The following is a 15,713-nucleotide window of genomic DNA, read 5'->3' as shown; positions in this document are numbered from 1 at the left end:
CTGGCTCTAATGGAAGCGCGTGGTCAGGACCGTACGACGTATCCGCGACGAGGAGGCAGCATGAAGGCAGTGGTGTACGAAGGCCCGGGGAAGGTCAGCGTCAAGGAGGTGCCGGACGCGCGGATCGAGCGGCCGACCGATGTACTGGTGCGGATCACGTCGGCGAACATCTGTGGTTCGGACCTGCACATGTACGAGGGCCGGACCGACTTCGAGACCGGCCGGTGGTTCGGGCACGAGAACCTGGGCCAGGTCGTCGAGGTCGGTGACGGGGTCGACAAGGTGCGGGTGGACGACTGGGTGGTCATGCCGTTCAACATCGCCTGCGGGCACTGCAAGAACTGCGAGCGGCAGCTCACCAACTACTGCTTGACCGCCCAGCCGGAGCCGAAGCTGGCCGGTGCCGCGTACGGCTTCGCCGACATGGGCCCGTACGGCGGGGGCCAGGCCGAGCTGCTGCGCGTGCCGTGGGGTGACTTCAACTGTCTGCGGCTCGGTGAGGACGCCGAGCAGCGGCAGACCGACTACGTCATGCTGGCCGACATCTTCCCGACCGGTTACCACGCGACCGAGATGGCCGGCGTGAAACCCGGCGACCAGACCGTCATCTACGGCGCCGGGCCGGTCGGGCTGATGGCCGCGCTCTCGGCGACCATCCGCGGCGCGAGCAAGGTGATGGTCGTCGACCGGCAGCGCGATCGGTTGCGGCTGGCCGAGTCCATCGGCGCGATCGCCATCGACGACTCGAAGGTCGACCCGGTCCAGGCCGTGCTCGACCAGACGATGGGACTGGGCGCCGACAACGGCTGCGAGTGCGTCGGCTACCAGGCGCACGACCCCAGCGGCGAAGAGCAACCCAACCTGACGATGAACCGGCTGGTCGCGTCCGTGCGGTTCACCGGGAAGATCGGGTGCGTCGGCGTCTTCGTGCCCGAGGACCCCGGGGCCGGCGACGAGTTGGCCAAGCAGGGCAAACTCGCGTTCGACTACGGCATGTTCTGGTTCAAGGGCCAGCACCTCGGGGCGGGTCAGGCGCCGGTCAAGAAGTACAACCGGCAGCTGCGCGACCTGATCGCCGGCGGCAAGGCCGAGCCGTCGTTCATCGTGAGCCACGAGTTGCCGCTGGACCAGGCGCCCGAGGCCTACGAGCACTTCGACAAGCGCGACGACGGCTGGACCAAGGTCGTGCTGCACCCGGCGACGGCGGGTGCCTGAGATGTCCACCACGGTACTCAAAGGACGCCGGATCGCCATTCTCGCGGCCGACGGCGTGGAGCGGGTCGAACTGGAACGGCCGCGCCAGGCCCTGGACGACGCCGGTGCCGCCACCAACGTCGTCTCCATCACCAGCGGCAAGATCCAGGCCCGCGACCACGACCTGGAGGACGCCGGCACGTTCGCGGTGGACCGGCTGGTCGGCGAGGTGTCGGTGGACGACTACGAGGCGCTGCTGCTGCCGGGCGGCACGGTCAACCCCGACAAGCTGCGGATGGATCCGGCCGCGGTGGAGTTCGTCCGGAGCTTCGTCCGGTCGGGCAAGCCGGTCGCCTCGATCTGCCACGGTCCGTGGAGCTTCGTCGAGGCCGACGTCGCGCGTGGTCGCCGGCTGACCTCCTGGCCAAGTATTCGCACCGACCTGCGCAACGCCGGAGCGGAGGTGGTGGACGAGGAGGTCGTCACCGACGGCAACATCACCACGAGCCGGTCGCCGGACGACCTGCCGGCCTTCTGCGAACGCATCGTGCAGGAGTTCGCCAACGCCCCGCAGTCCGCGGGGGCGGGAAGCTCTAGAACGGACTGAAGGACAAGGACGACGGCCGGGTTCGTCCGGGTGGATGAGTAGACAGCGGAGCGGAAGGCACATAGCAACCCTCCCGCTCCGCCCGTACGGCGGCCACCGTCCTCGTCGGCGCGTCCAGTTTGTTCAGCAGGTGCTCGACGTGCGTGGCCACGGTACGGGGAGCCACGGCCAGCCGCCTGGCGATCTGCTGGTTGGAGCGGCCCTCCACCAGCTGGCCGAGCACCTGGAGCTCGCGTGAGGTGAGGCCGAGGCAGTCACCGCCGGGCGTCACCAAAAGCGCGCCCAGCACGAACGCCGGCAGCTCGGTCGCGGCCAGCGCGGTCATCCGGACGTGACCGGTTCCCTCGGATCCACTGTCCGTCGGCCACAGGAACGACCGGTAGACCTGACCGGCCACGAGCGAGCGCCGGGCAATCTCCACGGTCGGCGACTCGGCGACCAGGAGCGCGTGGTCGTCGAGTCCCGGAAGCGCGCAGATGGTGCCGTCCCGCAGCAGGACGGCCCCCGCTACGGCGCCTTGCACGATGCGCGCGGTGCTCAGCAGCCACCGCGTCGGCGACAGTGCCCGGGCAATCAACGGCGCAAGCTCCCCGAGGCGGTCCCGCAGTTCAGGGGCCGGCTGCTCACCACTGGAGTAGAGAAGGCCGAGGAACCCCACATGGCGACCACACGGCTCGAACAGGGCAACCCCCAGACCTTCACGAAAGCCGGCCGGCGTGAGGCACTCGGTCCAGGTCGGCAGCTGCTCGACGGGGACCGGCAGGTCCGCCAGGCTGCTCGGCGGCCCGGCGCGGTTGAGGCCGGTCAGTTCGATCTCCCGCGCGACCGCCGGCCGGTCCAGGTACGTGGTGACGGATCGATCCAGCCCGGAGCTGCCGATCGGCGCGTAGACGTTCGACCGTGGATCGGTCAGCGCGAGCCAGGCCGCGTCGTACGGCACCCACCGCTCGAGTCCCTCCAGGAGGGCGCCGGCACGATCGGGCAGGGAAGTGCTGGAGGCAACAATCTCCATGATCTCGGTGGCCGGAGGATCGTCCCGCATGGTGGTTCCCTTCGATGGCTGGCGTCGGCGTTATTGGGTACTCGGCTCTCATGAACTCCATCCGTGTTGGGCTCGTAGCAGATCCGGCCGCACCGACCGACGTCGCTCGGAGGATGACCGACCTGCGACCGCTCGACGGTGGGGACATCTGGGACATCACCGTGGTGAGTGAGCCGTTCACCACGGGCTCCGAGGAGGTCGAGGCCGCGGTGAACCGGTTGCAGGACCGTGCCCACGAACAGCACTGGGACCTCGTGATCGGCCTGACCGAACTCCCCCTCCACGACCACGAAGGCCGGCACCTGCTCGTCGAGACCGATCCCGACCAACGAACCGCGGTGCTCTCGCTCCCCGCGCTGGGCGGGCTCCGAATGCACTCCCGCGCCCGTAGGGCCGTGCGGTCACTGGTCAGCGGCATGGCCGACCCGGCAACCGACGGGGAACGCCACGTCGCCCTTCCACGGCTGCGCGGCCGCTGGCGCCTGCTCCTGGGAATGGTGCTCGCCAACCGCCCGTGGCTGCTGGTGCCCGGACTCAAATCCGCGCTCGTCGCAGCGCTGGCCACCGGCGCGGTGGCCACCGTCAACTCCACCGTCTGGCTGCTCGCCGGATCGATGTCGTGGTGGCGCTTGGTCGTCGCGACCATCGCCTCGATCTCGCTCGTCGTCGGCTGGCTGGTCATCGACGGCGAACTGTGGGACCGCCCCGACGACGACTCCCCACAGGCCAAGCAACGATCGCGCCTCTACAACGCATCCACCCTGCTGACCCTGACGGTCGGCGTACTCATCTGTTACGCCGCCCTGTACGTCGTCAACCTCGCCTGGGCCTACTTCGTCCTCGACCCCAGTGTGATGGGCGGCTACGTCGACGTCCCGATCGGCCACGGTGACCTGTTCGTCCTGGCCTGGTTCGTCGCGTCGGCCGCGACCGTCGGTGGCGGCCTCGGCTCCGGCCTGGAGTCCGACGAGGCGATCCGCGCCGCGGCGTACTCCAAGCGTGAGCAGGACCGGCGCGAGCGCCTCGCGGGCGACGACTGATCCTGTCCCGGGCCTGGGTCCACAGCTCCTCCGGCGACAGCTGTGGGTCGGGCCATGGGCCGCCGGTTCAGCCGTCGGTGTCGCGGTCAGCGTCTTCTTCCTTCACCTCGGCGGCGGCGGACCGCCACAACTGCTGATGCGCCGCGGCCCGGGCCAGCAGAAAGGAGAGCAGGTACCGGACGTCGGCATCGTCGGTCAGCTGATAGAGGCGCGCCAGCTGCGCCCTGCGATCCCGCTCCGCGACGGCGCCGGTCCGGAAGTCGGCCGCGAGCTTCCCGCTGACGTTGCCGGAGGCAACTTGCCACGGGTTGCTCGCGACCGAGGATCCGGCACCGCCGGCGATGGCACGCTGCAGGTCGGAGCCGCCGATCACCGCAGCGACCGCCGGATCGAGCCGGACCGCTGTGTCGAGCACCTTCGCCGGCGCGCGGCGCAGCAGCTGGGCGATCATCGTGGCCAGCATCTCGATGTTGGCCACCTGCTCGGACCCGACATCGAAGACCAGGTCGCGGTAGCGGCCGGGAACGCGCATGTCCCACGCGTGCGACATGTAGTGCATGGCGACGGCGATCTCGTCGTACTGACCTGCGAGAACCTGCTCCAGACGGCAGGCGTACAGGGCGTCCGGCTGCCGGGGAGTGGACGTGAACTGCAGGTCGCGGCGATGACTGAACATGAACTGATCCTCGGGACGGGCGGCCGTGGTCACGGAATCCGCACGACGATCTGGTTGTCGACCGAGGCGACACCCGGTGCCGACCAGGCGGCGTACTCGGCCTCCTGCTTCTCGGCCCAGGACCGGACGGTGCCCCTCAGTGTCACCTTGCCGCCGTCGACCTCGACCTGGATGCGATCGGCATCGGTCTCGGCGCTGCGCACCAGGGCGTCCTCGATCTTGGTCTTCAGCACCCCCGGTGAGGGCTTGACCCGCGGCTTGACCTGGATCAGGTTCGTGACGCCGCGGACTCCGGCCAGCCGCCGAACCACCCGCTCGGCATCGGCCTTCTGGAACTGCCACTCAACCTCGCCGCTCAGCGTGACCCATCCCTTCGCGACGGTCACCTTGGGCTTCTGAACCGGCGTGCCGGCGTCCCACTCCAGCGCCTGCAGCGCCGCGGCCGCGATGTCGGCGTCGGTTCGTTCGTCCGAGGTCGGCAACTGGATCTCGAGATCGTTCGCCACCGCGACCACTCCGCGGACCCGGTGGGCGGCCTGCTCGGCAGCCCACTTCTTCACGTACGAGTCCACCCATCCGGTCAGCGTGACGATGCCGTCCCGCACCGAGACACCGATCTCGTGCGGCTGCACCCGGGCGTCCCAGGCCAGCTCGGCGAAGACCTCCTGCTGGATCTCGTCGTCGCGTCGCGTCGTGGTTGTCGTTGCCATCAGGGGTCCCTCCAAAGCGCTGGGTCCGAGCCGGTTCGACGCAGGTACGCCGAGAGCTGACGTCAACGTTCCAGCGGCCGGCCACTGGGCGCATCCCCTGTCTGTGCAGTTCTCCCGACCATCGCGACCCCTCGGCCGTCGTGTCGCGCTTGGTCCCGTCGGACTACACGAATGAGGGACGTTCCGGGGCTCGAGCCCAGGTAGTCATTGCGCACCGGCTTGCGGCCGTACCCCACCTCGCCGATCGGAGACCCGATGACCACGACCGCGTCATTTCCCCAGCTCGATTCCACCACCCCCGAGACGGTGCAGGGTCTCCGCGACCGGCTGGCGGCCGAGATCGACCGCCTGCTCACGGAGGCCACCGAGGCGGAGGAGCCGCGACGAACCGAGCTGTACGAACGTGCGACCGTCCTCGGCATCCCGCTGGCCCACACCCTCGCCTCGAGGTACCGAGGCCGCGGCGTGGACGCCGAGGACCTCGACCAGGTCGCCAGCGTCGGTCTGGTCAAGGCCGTCAAGGGTTACGTTCCCAGTCCGGAGCGGGACTTCCGGTCGTACGCGGTCCCGACCATCCGCGGCGAGATCTGCCGGCACTTCCGTGACAACGCGTGGATGGTGCGGCCACCCCGGCGGATCCAGGATCTCCAGACCGCGATCAACGGCATCGAGACCACGCTCTCGGCCCGGCTGGACCGGTGGCCGACCTGCGAGGAACTCGCCGAAGCGCTCGGTGTCCCGGTCGAGCAGGTCGTCGCCGCGCAGGGTGCGCGGAACTGCTTCCACGCGGTCTCACTGGACGCGATGTCGAGCGCCTCCGCGGCGCCGTCCCTGGCGGACCAGATCACGCACGACGCCGACACCTACCGGCTGGTGGACCACCTCGAGGCCCTGCGTCCCGCTGTCGCGAACCTGTCCGCACGGGATCAGCTGATCCTTCGCCGCTACTTCGTGGAGCACCGCACCCAGGCCGAGATCGGCCGGGAGATCGGCCGCAGCCAGATGCAGGTCTCCCGCTACCTCAACCAGATCCTGGGCGTGCTGAGAACCGCGCTGTCGGCCTAGCCGTTCGGGGGCCCGCCGGGCCGGCGTACGGCGTGCGTTCAGGATCCGGCCAGGTACTCGTGGACCAGACGCACCGCCAGCGCGCCGTCGCCGACCGCGGCGGCCACCCGTTTGACCGACCCGCTGCGGATGTCCCCCGCAGCGAAGATCCCCGGCCTGCTCGTCTCCAGCAGACGGCATCCGGGCCCCAGCTGGGGCCCGGTCCGGACGTAGCCGTGGTCGTCGAGCTCGATCTGCTGACCGAGCCAGCGAACGTGCGGCACGCTGCCGATGAAGACGAAGAGCGCCTTCGCCGGCAAGGAGTGCCGTTCGCCGCTCCCGAGGTCCTCGGCCACGACCTCTTCCAGCACCCCCTGGCCGCGGACGGCGCGCGCCTCGCTGTGGACCAGCACCCGGATCCGGTCGATGCCCTCGATCCGGTCGGCGAGGTAGCGGGACATGTCACGGCCGAGATCGTTGCTGCGGACAACCAGCGTGACCTGGCCGGCGTACTGCGACAGGAAGACGGCCGCTTGCCCGGCAGAATTGCCCCCACCCACCACGACCACCGGGTCGCCCTGGCACAGGTTCGCCTCGAACTCGGTGGCGGCGTAGTACACGCTGGTCGGTTCGACGGTCTCGAGCCCGGACAATTCCAGCCGGCGGTAGTGCACACCCGACGCGATCACCACCGCCCGTCCGCAGACCTTCTCCCCTCCCTCCAGCCGGACGACGTGCTGACCGTCCTGGTGCCCGAGCCCGCACGCACCAGCCGGTACGACGAGCTCCGCACCAAAGCGTTTGCATTGCACCACGGCTCGATCCGCGAGCTCGCTCCCGCTGATGCCGGTCGGGAAACCGAGATAGTTCTCGATCCTGGACGAGGTGCCCGCCTGGCCACCGGTGGCGACACTGTCCACCACCACCGTCGCGAGACCCTCCGACGCGCCGTACACAGCGGCCGCCAGGCCGGCCGGACCGGCGCCGACGACGATCAGGTCGCAGACCGATCGCGGTGGGGAGGCCGGGCGGAGGCCGACCAGCTCGGCCAGCTGTTCGTTGTCCGGGTTACGAAGCACCTCGCCTCGCCAGAGCACCACCGGCGTCTGCGCGCGGTCGACCCCGAGCTCGCGCAGCAGGCGCTCGGCATCGGTGTCGTTCTCCAGATCGATCCACTGATGCGGCAGCCGGTTGCGGGCGGCGAAGTCACGCAGCCGGCGGGTGTCGGCCGAGTACCGCGAGCCGATGATCGCGAAGCCCGCGCCGAGGGTGAGCTGCAGCGAGCGCCGAACCAGGAACGCCCGCAGCATCAGATCGGCGAGGCCCGCGTCCCTGGACACCACCTCGCGCAACTTCTCCACCGGGATCGCGAGCAGCTGCCCCGCGTCCTCCGTCACCGAGGTGAGGAACGACGGCTGCCCGGTCAGCAGGCCGAGATCGCCGAGGAAGCGGCGCGCGCCGTGGACGCCGATCACGTGCGGCGCCGAGCCGTTGTCCTGGAGCACCAGGACCCGGCCCTCGAGGACGACGAGGAACTCGTCCGCCGGCTCCCCCGCCCGCTGCAGCGTCTGTCCCTTGACGAACCGGCGCCGCTGGCCCACCGCGGTCAGGGCGACGATCTGGTAGTCCTCCAACCGCGGGTAGGCGCCGTACAGGTCGGGGGTTTCCTCGGTCACCCAACCCGGGGTGTCGTTCATACGAAGGCCTCGTCGACGTAGCACCAGCGCCAGTCCTCACCCGGTTCGAGCGAGCGCACGATCGGGTGCCCGTCGTGGGCCGCGTGGGCGCGGGCGTGCTTCAGCGGCGAGGAGTCGCAGCAGCCGACGTGCCCGCAGCTCAGACACAGCCGCAGGTGCACCCAGGGCGTGTTCAGCGCCAGGCACTCCTCGCAGCCTTGCGGCGTCCGCGGCCGAACCGGTCTGACGAAGGACAGATGGGGATCCATGGCGGTGGTCATGTCGCCGGAGCCTTGGTGATCGCGTCCCTGAGCCAGGGCCGCAGCGCATCGGACGACGCGGTGCCGATCCGCTCCGCCACCACCTGCCCGTCGCGCAGGACGAGCAGGGTGGGGATCGAGGTCACGTTGAACCGCCGGGACACGTCCGGCGCCTTGTCGGCGTTCACCCTGACCAGCTTGACCTCGCCGGCCTTCTCGATGGCGAGCTCCTCCAGGACCGGGCTGATCAGCAGACACGGACCGCACCACGGGGCCCAGATGTCGACCAGCACCGGCATCGTGCCCTGCTCCACCACCTCGGCGAAGTCCTGATCCCCGGCGTCGACGATCCAAGGCAACGGCTGCCGGCACTTCCCACACCGGGGAACGCCCCTGGCTGCTGCCGGTATCCGGTTGCGGTGCTGGCAGTTCGAGCAGGTCACGATGGTCATGCCGCCGCCTCGTTCGGGTTGTCGTGGATGATCTCGATCTCGCCGTTGTTCACCCTCACCCGGATGGCCGCGCCGTCGGCCACCTCGCCACCGAGCAGCAACCGGCCGATCCTGGTCTCCACCTCGCGGGCGATGAACCGCCGCAGCGGCCGCGCGCCGTAGACCGGGTCGAAGCCCTGCCCCGCGATGAACCGGGCCGCTTCGGGGTCCAGCTCGAGGGTCATCCGGCGGTCGGCCAGCCGGGTCCGCAGGTCGTCGAACATGAGATCGACGATGCGCTCGATCTCGGCCTGGGTGAGCGGCTTGAACAGCACGATCTCGTCCACCCGGTTGAGGAACTCGGGCCGGAAGTGCCGGCGCAGCTCGCCCATCACGGCGTCGCGCGCGTCGTCCTTGATCTGCCCATCGGAGGTGACGCCGTCCAGGAGGTCGGCCGAGCCGATGTTCGACGTCATGATGACCACGGAGTTGCGGAAGTCGACCGTCCGGCCCTGGGCGTCGGTCAGCCGGCCGTCGTCCAGAATCTGCAGCAACGTGTTGAAGACGTCCGGGTGCGCCTTCTCGATCTCGTCGAACAGCACCACGGAGTACGGCTTGCGCCGGACCGCCTCGGTCAGCTGACCGCCTTCCTCGTACCCGACGTAGCCGGGTGGTGCACCGACGAGTCGGCTGACGGTGTGCCGCTCCTGGTACTCGCTCATGTCGATCCGGATCAGGTTCTCCTCGGTGTCGAAGAGCGCCGCCGCGAGCGTCTTGGCCAGCTCGGTCTTCCCGACACCGGTCGGCCCGAGGAAGATGAACGACCCGATCGGCCGGCGGGGGTCCTTGATCCCGGACCGGGCGCGGACGATCGCGTCGGAGACCAGTTGGACCGCCTCGTCCTGACCGACCAGCCGCTCGTGCAGTACGTCGCCCAGACGCAGCAACTTGGTCCGTTCGGCTTCCTGCAGGCGGCTGACCGGGATCCCGGTCCACCGCGACACGATCGCCGCGATCTCCTCCTCGGTGACCACCTCGCGGAGCAGCCGCTGAGCACCTTGTTTGCCGGCCAGCCGCTCCTCCTCGGCGCGCAACTGGCGTTCCAGGTCCGGCAGCCGCCCGTGCGACAGCTCGGCCGCACGGTTCAGGTCGTAGTCGCGCTCGGCCTGCTCGGCCTCCTGCTTGACCTGCTCGATCTCCTGGCGCAGCGACTGGACCTTGCGCAGCGCCTGCCGCTCGGTCTCCCACTGCGCCCGCATCGCGTCGGCCTCGGCGCGCAGGTCGGCCAGCTCCCGCCGCAGTTCCTTCAACCTGGCCTGGCTGGCGGGATCCTCCTCCGCGGCCAGGGCGGCGTCCTCGATCTCCAGCCGGCGGACCCGTCGGGTGAGCTCGTCGAGCTCGGCGGGCATCGAGTCGATCTCGGTGCGCAGCATCGCGCAGGCCTCGTCGACCAGATCGATCGCCTTGTCCGGCAGGAACCGTTCGGAGATGTAGCGGTGGCTCAGCACCACCGCGGCGACGATCGCGTTGTCCGCGATCTTCACCCCGTGGAAGACCTCCAGCCGCTCGCGCAGCCCGCGCAGGATCGAGGTCGCGTCCTCGACCGACGGCTCGTCCACGACCACCGGCTGGAAGCGGCGCTCCAGGGCCGCGTCCTTCTCGATGTGCGAGCGGTACTCATCCAGCGTCGTGGCGCCGATCATGTGCAGCTCGCCCCGGGCCAGCATCGGCTTCAGCATGTTCCCGGCGTCCATCGCACCTTCGGTCGCCCCGGCGCCGACCACGGTGTGCAGCTCGTCGACGAACAGCAGGATCTGGCCCTCGGCCGCCTTCACCTCGTTCAGCACCGCCTTGAACCGTTCCTCGAACTCTCCGCGGTACTTCGCGCCGGCGATCAGCGCGGCCAGGTCGAGCCCGAAGACGGTCCGCCCGCGCAGTCCCTCCGGCACGTCGCCGTTCGCGATCCGCTGGGCCAGCCCCTCGACGATCGCGGTCTTCCCGACCCCCGGTTCACCGATCAGCACGGGGTTGTTCTTGGTCTTGCGGGACAGGATGTGGATCACCCGGCGGATCTCGTTGTCCCGGCCGATCACCGGGTCGGACCGGCCCTGGGCCGCTTCCTTCACCAGGTCCCGGCCATACTTGTCCAGCGCCTCGTACGACGCCTCCGGCATCGCCGAGGTGACCCGCTGGTTACCTCGTACGGCGGTCAGCGCGGTGAGGAAACCGTCGCGGGTCAGCCCCTGCTCGGCCAGCAGACGGCCGGAGGTCGTTTCGCGGCCCTCGTCCAGCAGCGCGACCACCAGGTGTTCGACCGAGACGTACTCGTCCTTGAGCCGCCGGGTCTCCCGATCGGCCGAGTCGAGCAGCCGGGACAGTCTCTGGGTGATCATCACCTGCCCAGGCTCGGCGCCCGGCCCGCTGACCTTCGGGCGCCGCGACAGTTCCTGCTCCAGCCGCTCCCGGAGCGCGTCCGGGTCCGCGCCCGCCTGCGCCAGCAGCCTGGTCGCCAGACCGTCGGGCTGATCGAGCAGCGCCAGCAGCAGGTGCTCGCCGTCGACCTGACTGTGCCCGAACCTCAGGGCCTTCGTCTGCGCGTCGTGCAGAGCCTCCTGCGACTTCTGCGTCAGCCGGTTCATCTCCATGGCCTGGCTCCTCTTCCGGCGAAGCGCCGGCGCTCCGCCTCCAGTACGGCGATCCGATCCAGCAGGTCGAGGATCAGCCCGAGCGACGCGTAGTTCAGCGCCAGACCGGCTCGGAGACGGCGGATCCGGGACACTCTGGCCAACTGCCCGGGCCGGAACCACAAGGTGCCGTCGCTGTCGGTGGACGCATCCACCAGGCCCAGGACGACGAAGCGGCCCAGGAGCTCCGGATGGATGTCGGCCAGCCGGGCGAAGTCCTCGAGCCCGAGCCGGGCCGGCCTGGCCAGCGAATAGGTCATCGACGTCTCCTCGGATCGAACTTCGAGGTGCCCGCGAGCTCCTCGAACAGCCGTTGTTCTTCAGGGTTCAGGCGCCGGGGCACCATCAGTTTCACCTCGGCGTACAGGTCGCCGGCACTCCCCCGGGGGTTCGGCAGACCTCGTCCCCTGAGGCGCAGCCGACGACCGGTGGAGGTGCCCTTCGGGACCTTCACCGTGGCCTCGCCACCGGGCGTGCCGATCGTCACGGACGCACCGAGGGCGCCTTCCCACGCGGTCAGCGGCAGGTCGACGGAGATGTCACGGCCGTCCAGCCGGTACCGCGGGTGGTCGGCGAGGCGGACCACGAGGAAGAGGTCGCCGGCCGCCGCGCCACCGGTGCCCTGGCCACCCTGACCGCGCAGTCGGATGCGCTGACCGTCCACCACACCGGCCGGAATCTTGACGGTGATCGTGCGGGCGCCGTCGGGCCCGGCCACCTCGAGAGTCTTGCTACCACCCCGGTAGGCCTCCTCGACCGTGACCTCCACCTCGACCTCGTGGTCGGAGCCCGGGATGGGGCCCCAGCCGCGCCGCTCCCGGCCGCCGCCACGGAACAATCCGCTCAGCAGGTCGTCGAGGTCGATGCCGTCCGCGGAACCGGTACTGAACCGAACCCCCTCGGAGAACGGGTCGGCGCCGGCTCGGCGACCCGCTCCGGCCCCCGCCCGGGACCTGTTCCAGGTCGCCGGATCGACGTCGTCGGGCACCCTGCGGAAGTCCTCGCCGAACGCGTCGTAGCGCCGGCGGGTCTTCGGGTCGGACAGTACGTCGTACGCCTCGGAGATCTGCTTGAACCGCTCTTCGGCGTCCGGGTCCTTGTTCACGTCCGGGTGGTTGGCCCGCGCGAGTTTGCGGTACGCGCGCTGGATCTCGTCGGGACTCGCGTCCCGCGCGACACCCAGAACCGAGTAGAAGTCCGACGCCATCAGCGCTGCTCCGCCGCCACGATCACGGCCGCGGGCCGCAGTACCCGATCCTTCTCGCCGTACCGCGGCCGAACGACGTGCAAGACCGTACCGGGCCGGTGGTCCGCGGTCGGCACCGTACCGACCGCCTCGTGCAGGTTCGGGTCGAACTGCTCGCCCCGGTCGTCGACCCGCGGGTAGCCGAACCCGTCGACCACGGCGAGCGCCTGGTCGCGGATCGACCGGACGCCATCGACGAAGCCGTCCGGCGCCGATCCGGCGTGCTCGAGGGCCAGTTCGAGGTTGTCGAGCACCGGCAGCCAGACGCTGAGCACGCGGGCCTGCTCGTCGGTGCGTTGCTGGGCACTCTCGCGCGCCGAGCGTTTGCGGAAGTTGTCCAGCTCGGCCGCGGTCCGGCGCCAGCGGTCCGTCAGCTCCGTCACCTGGTTCCGAGCTTCGGCCAGCGGGTCCGGCGTACCGGAGTCTCCATCCTTGTTGCCCTGGGCATCTTTCTTCCGCGACTCGTCTTCGTTGCCCTGGGCACCACTGTCCAGGGACTCGGCCCGCTGACCCATCGCCATCAACTCGTCGAGAACTCGGCGTCGATCACGTCGTCGTCGTTCTCACCGCCACCCGGCGACCCTCCGGTCTGCCCGCCCTGACCGCCTCCCGCGGACCGACCGGACGCACTGAGCGCCTGGGCCAGCGACTGCAGGTCCCCGGTGAGCTCACGGAGCCGCTCGATCGGCGTCTCCTGGTTCTCCAGAGCCTGCCGCGCGTCACCGACCAGCACCTGCGCCCGCGACCGTTCGTGCTCCGGTACGGCGTCGCCGCTATCGGCCAGCAACTTCTCCACCTGGTACGCCGCCGCGTCGAGGCCGTTGCGGGCGTCGACCAGCTCGCGCCGCTGGGCGTCCTCGCCGCGGTGCGCCTCCGCGTCCTGCACCATCCGCTCGATCTCGGATTGGTCGAGGTTGGAGGTCTCGCTGATCGTGACCTGCTGCTCGGTGCCGGTGTCCTTGTCCTTCGCGGACACGTGCAGGATGCCGTTCGCGTCGATGTCGAAGGTGACCTCGATCTGCGGTTCGCCGCGGGGTGCCGGCCGGATGTTCTCCAGCCGGAAGCGGGCCAGCTGGCGGTTGTCGGCAGCCATCTCGCGCTCTCCCTGCAGGACCACCACGTCGACCGCGGTCTGGTTGTCCTCGGCCGTGCTGAAGGTTTCGGTGCGGCGGGCGGGGATGGTGGTGTTGCGTTCGATCACCTTGGTCATGACGCCGCCCATCGTCTCCAGCCCCAGTGACAAGGGAGTGACGTCGAGCAGCAGAACGTCCTTGACCTCACCCTTGAGGATGCCGGCCTGGACGGCCGCACCGATCGCCACCACCTCGTCGGGATTGACGGTCATGTTCGGGTCCTTGCCGCCGGTCAGCCGGCGGACCAGCTGCTGAACCGCCGGGATCCGGGTCGACCCACCGACCAGGATGACCTCGTCGATGTCGTTCGCGGTCACCTTGGCGTCGGACAGCGCCTGCTGGACCGGACCCATCGTGCGCTCGACCAGGTCGGCCGTCAGCTGGTCGAAGGTGGAGCGCATCAGCGTCATGTTCAGGTGCTGCGGCCCGTTCGCGGTGGCCGTGACGAACGGCAGGCTGATCGAGGTCTGGGTGACCGAGGACAGCTCGATCTTCGCCTTCTCCGCGGCCTCGAACAGCCGCTGCAGCGCCTGCGCGTCCTGCCGCAGATCGACACCGGTGTCCTTCGCGAACTCGTCGGCCAGGTGGTCGACGATCCGGCGGTCGAAGTCGTCGCCGCCCAGATGGGTGTCACCGGCCGTGGACCGGACCTCGACCACACCGTCGCCGACGGTCAGGATGCTGACGTCGAAGGTCCCGCCGCCGAGGTCGAACACCAGGACCGTCTCGTTCTCCAGCTTGTCCATGCCGTAGGCCAGCGCCGCCGCGGTCGGCTCGTTGATGATCCGCAACACCTCCAGCCCGGCGATCCGGCCCGCGTCCTTGGTCGCCTGGCGCTGCGCGTCGTTGAAGTACGCCGGGACGGTGATGACCGCTTCGGTGACCTTCTCACCGAGGAACTTGCCCGCGTCCTCGGCGAGCTTGCGCAGCACCAGCGCGGAGATCTCCTCGGGCGCGTGCAGCTTGTCCCGGATCTTGAACCGAACGGCGCCGTCCGGGCCGGCCACCACGTCGTACGAGACGGTGGACAGCTCGGACTCGACCTCGTCGAACTTGCGGCCGACGAACCGCTTGGCCGAGGAGATGGTGCCCTTCGGGTTGAGCACCGACTGTCGTCGCGCCAGCTGCCCGACGAGCCGCTCGCCGTTGTCGGTGAACGCCACCACCGACGGTGTGGTCCGCGATCCCTCGGCGTTCGGGACGACGACGGGCCGGCCACCTTCCATCGTGGCGATCACCGAGTTGGTCGTGCCCAGGTCGATGCCGACGGCCTTGGCCATGATGACCTCCTTGTGCTGTCTGTTGGCTGCTGGTCTGCCCGATGAGGTCAGACACTGCAAAACCCTCGTCCGGCACCGGGCTGCGCACATCCCGCGAACAGGTAGTCGTCAACCGCCGAGCCCGGCCGGATCAGGCGGAGTGACGAGGGGACATGCGGCTGAGCATCGCGAGGGCGCGATCGGCATGCGCGGGCTCGCAGTACACGTCGAAGCGGCTCGCCACCGTGGCCCCGACCGTGGCGAAGTCGCGCTGGCCGAAGCTGAACAGATGGGCGACGAATCCCCAGACCGCACCGAAGATCGCTCCGTACAGCAGGCCCCAGGCGATCACGACCAGGATCTGCGTTCCGGACTCGGCGAACAGCGACAGCAACAGGCCGACCAGGGCACCGAACCATGCACCGGTGCCCGCCCCGCCCAGAGCCGCCTTCCACTTGGTCACCCGGCCGACGACTTTCTCGACCTGCTTCAGATCCGAGCCGATGATGGTCAGGTTCTCCACCGGGAACCCGTTGTCGGACAGGTAGTCGACCGCGCGTTGCGCGTCGGCGTAGCTGCTGAACGCGCCGACGGACACCCCGCTGACGAGTGCGGTCGGCTGCTCCTGCGGAATCGTCATGACGTTCCCTTCTGGTTGGTTCCACCAGGTTTCCGCCCTCCGTCGCGCGGCCGCATCCCTGGTTCGTGGGG

General features: G+C 69.6%; 16 protein-coding genes. 4 read left to right on the top strand and 12 right to left on the bottom strand.

The genetic code is table 11. The annotated features are described in order from the left end of the window. The first annotated feature begins 60 nt into the window (after positions 1–60). Both AB0M01_RS13670 and AB0M01_RS13665 read left to right on the top strand, forming a co-directional pair. Complete coding sequence (locus AB0M01_RS13670; protein WP_363669003.1) at positions 61–1,215, top strand: glutathione-independent formaldehyde dehydrogenase; 1,155 nt, start codon at positions 61–63, stop codon at positions 1,213–1,215. A 1-nt stretch (position 1,216) separates the two neighbouring features. Then, complete coding sequence (locus AB0M01_RS13665) at positions 1,217–1,801, top strand: type 1 glutamine amidotransferase domain-containing protein (protein WP_363669001.1); 585 nt, start codon at positions 1,217–1,219, stop codon at positions 1,799–1,801. Here AB0M01_RS13665 and AB0M01_RS13660 read toward each other — a convergent pair. Next, positions 1,788–2,843, bottom strand: a complete 1,056-nt coding sequence (locus tag AB0M01_RS13660) for a LuxR C-terminal-related transcriptional regulator (protein ID WP_363668999.1) — start codon at positions 2,841–2,843, stop codon at positions 1,788–1,790. The genes AB0M01_RS13665 and AB0M01_RS13660 overlap by 14 nt on opposite strands. Positions 2,844–2,956: 113 nt before the next feature. Between AB0M01_RS13660 and AB0M01_RS13655 the strand changes: the two genes are divergently transcribed. Next, complete coding sequence (locus AB0M01_RS13655; RefSeq protein WP_363668997.1) at positions 2,957–3,883, top strand: hypothetical protein; 927 nt, start codon at positions 2,957–2,959, stop codon at positions 3,881–3,883. 67 nt (positions 3,884–3,950) lie between these two features. On the opposite strand, the gene AB0M01_RS13650 is transcribed toward AB0M01_RS13655, so the two are convergent. Together AB0M01_RS13650 and AB0M01_RS13645 are read right to left on the bottom strand one after the other, a co-directional pair. Then, a complete protein-coding gene (locus AB0M01_RS13650) occupies positions 3,951–4,559 on the bottom strand; it encodes a manganese catalase family protein (protein ID WP_363668995.1) in 609 nt (202 codons plus the stop codon). A 29-nt stretch (positions 4,560–4,588) separates the two neighbouring features. Then, positions 4,589–5,269, bottom strand: a complete 681-nt coding sequence (locus AB0M01_RS13645; protein WP_363668993.1) for a BON domain-containing protein — start codon at positions 5,267–5,269, stop codon at positions 4,589–4,591. Positions 5,270–5,524: 255 nt separating this feature from the next. Here AB0M01_RS13645 and AB0M01_RS13640 point away from each other — a divergent pair, with 255 nt between their 5' ends. After that, on the top strand, positions 5,525–6,334 hold the full coding sequence (locus tag AB0M01_RS13640) for a sigma-70 family RNA polymerase sigma factor (RefSeq protein WP_363668991.1): 810 nt from the start codon (positions 5,525–5,527) through the stop codon (positions 6,332–6,334). A 38-nt stretch (positions 6,335–6,372) separates the two neighbouring features. On the opposite strand, the gene AB0M01_RS13635 is transcribed toward AB0M01_RS13640, so the two are convergent. The 9 genes from AB0M01_RS13635 to AB0M01_RS13595 form a co-directional block, all read right to left on the bottom strand. After that, positions 6,373–8,010 carry an FAD-dependent oxidoreductase gene (locus AB0M01_RS13635; protein WP_363668989.1) on the bottom strand — a complete coding sequence of 546 codons (1,638 nt, stop codon included), beginning with the start codon at positions 8,008–8,010 and terminating at the stop codon, positions 6,373–6,375. Next, entirely contained in the window at positions 8,007–8,270 is a 264-nt protein-coding gene (locus tag AB0M01_RS13630) for a UBP-type zinc finger domain-containing protein (RefSeq protein ID WP_363668987.1), read from the bottom strand. Before AB0M01_RS13630 ends, AB0M01_RS13635 begins: the two co-directional genes overlap by 4 nt. Further along, a complete protein-coding gene (gene trxA, locus AB0M01_RS13625; RefSeq protein ID WP_363668985.1) occupies positions 8,267–8,701 on the bottom strand; it encodes a thioredoxin in 435 nt (144 codons plus the stop codon). Before trxA ends, AB0M01_RS13630 begins: the two co-directional genes overlap by 4 nt. After that, positions 8,698–11,325, bottom strand: coding sequence for an ATP-dependent chaperone ClpB (gene clpB, locus AB0M01_RS13620; protein WP_363668983.1), 2,628 nt, complete (start codon positions 11,323–11,325; stop codon positions 8,698–8,700). The genes trxA and clpB overlap by 4 nt, the downstream gene beginning before the upstream one ends. After that, positions 11,316–11,624 carry a chaperone modulator CbpM gene (locus AB0M01_RS13615; RefSeq protein ID WP_363668981.1) on the bottom strand — a complete coding sequence of 103 codons (309 nt, stop codon included), beginning with the start codon at positions 11,622–11,624 and terminating at the stop codon, positions 11,316–11,318. The genes clpB and AB0M01_RS13615 overlap by 10 nt, the downstream gene beginning before the upstream one ends. Then, positions 11,621–12,571: a DnaJ C-terminal domain-containing protein gene (locus AB0M01_RS13610; protein WP_363668979.1), complete on the bottom strand. Its 951-nt coding sequence runs from the start codon at positions 12,569–12,571 to the stop codon at positions 11,621–11,623. The genes AB0M01_RS13615 and AB0M01_RS13610 overlap by 4 nt, the downstream gene beginning before the upstream one ends. Beyond that, the gene (locus AB0M01_RS13605) at positions 12,571–13,125 is read right to left on the bottom strand and encodes a nucleotide exchange factor GrpE (protein WP_363668977.1); all 555 of its coding nucleotides are present in this window, start codon (positions 13,123–13,125) and stop codon (positions 12,571–12,573) included. Before AB0M01_RS13605 ends, AB0M01_RS13610 begins: the two co-directional genes overlap by 1 nt. Positions 13,126–13,130: 5 nt before the next feature. Beyond that, positions 13,131–15,023: a molecular chaperone DnaK gene (dnaK, locus tag AB0M01_RS13600; RefSeq protein ID WP_363668975.1), complete on the bottom strand. Its 1,893-nt coding sequence runs from the start codon at positions 15,021–15,023 to the stop codon at positions 13,131–13,133. Between the two features lie 130 nt (positions 15,024–15,153). Next, positions 15,154–15,642 carry a general stress protein gene (locus tag AB0M01_RS13595; protein WP_363668973.1) on the bottom strand — a complete coding sequence of 163 codons (489 nt, stop codon included), beginning with the start codon at positions 15,640–15,642 and terminating at the stop codon, positions 15,154–15,156. Positions 15,643–15,713 lie beyond the last annotated feature (71 nt).

It is taken from the genome of Kribbella sp. NPDC051770 (genome assembly GCF_040681455.1).
In the GTDB taxonomy this organism is placed as follows: Bacteria; Actinomycetota; Actinomycetes; order Propionibacteriales; family Kribbellaceae; genus Kribbella.
This window is presented reverse-complemented; position numbering and strand designations above follow the sequence as displayed.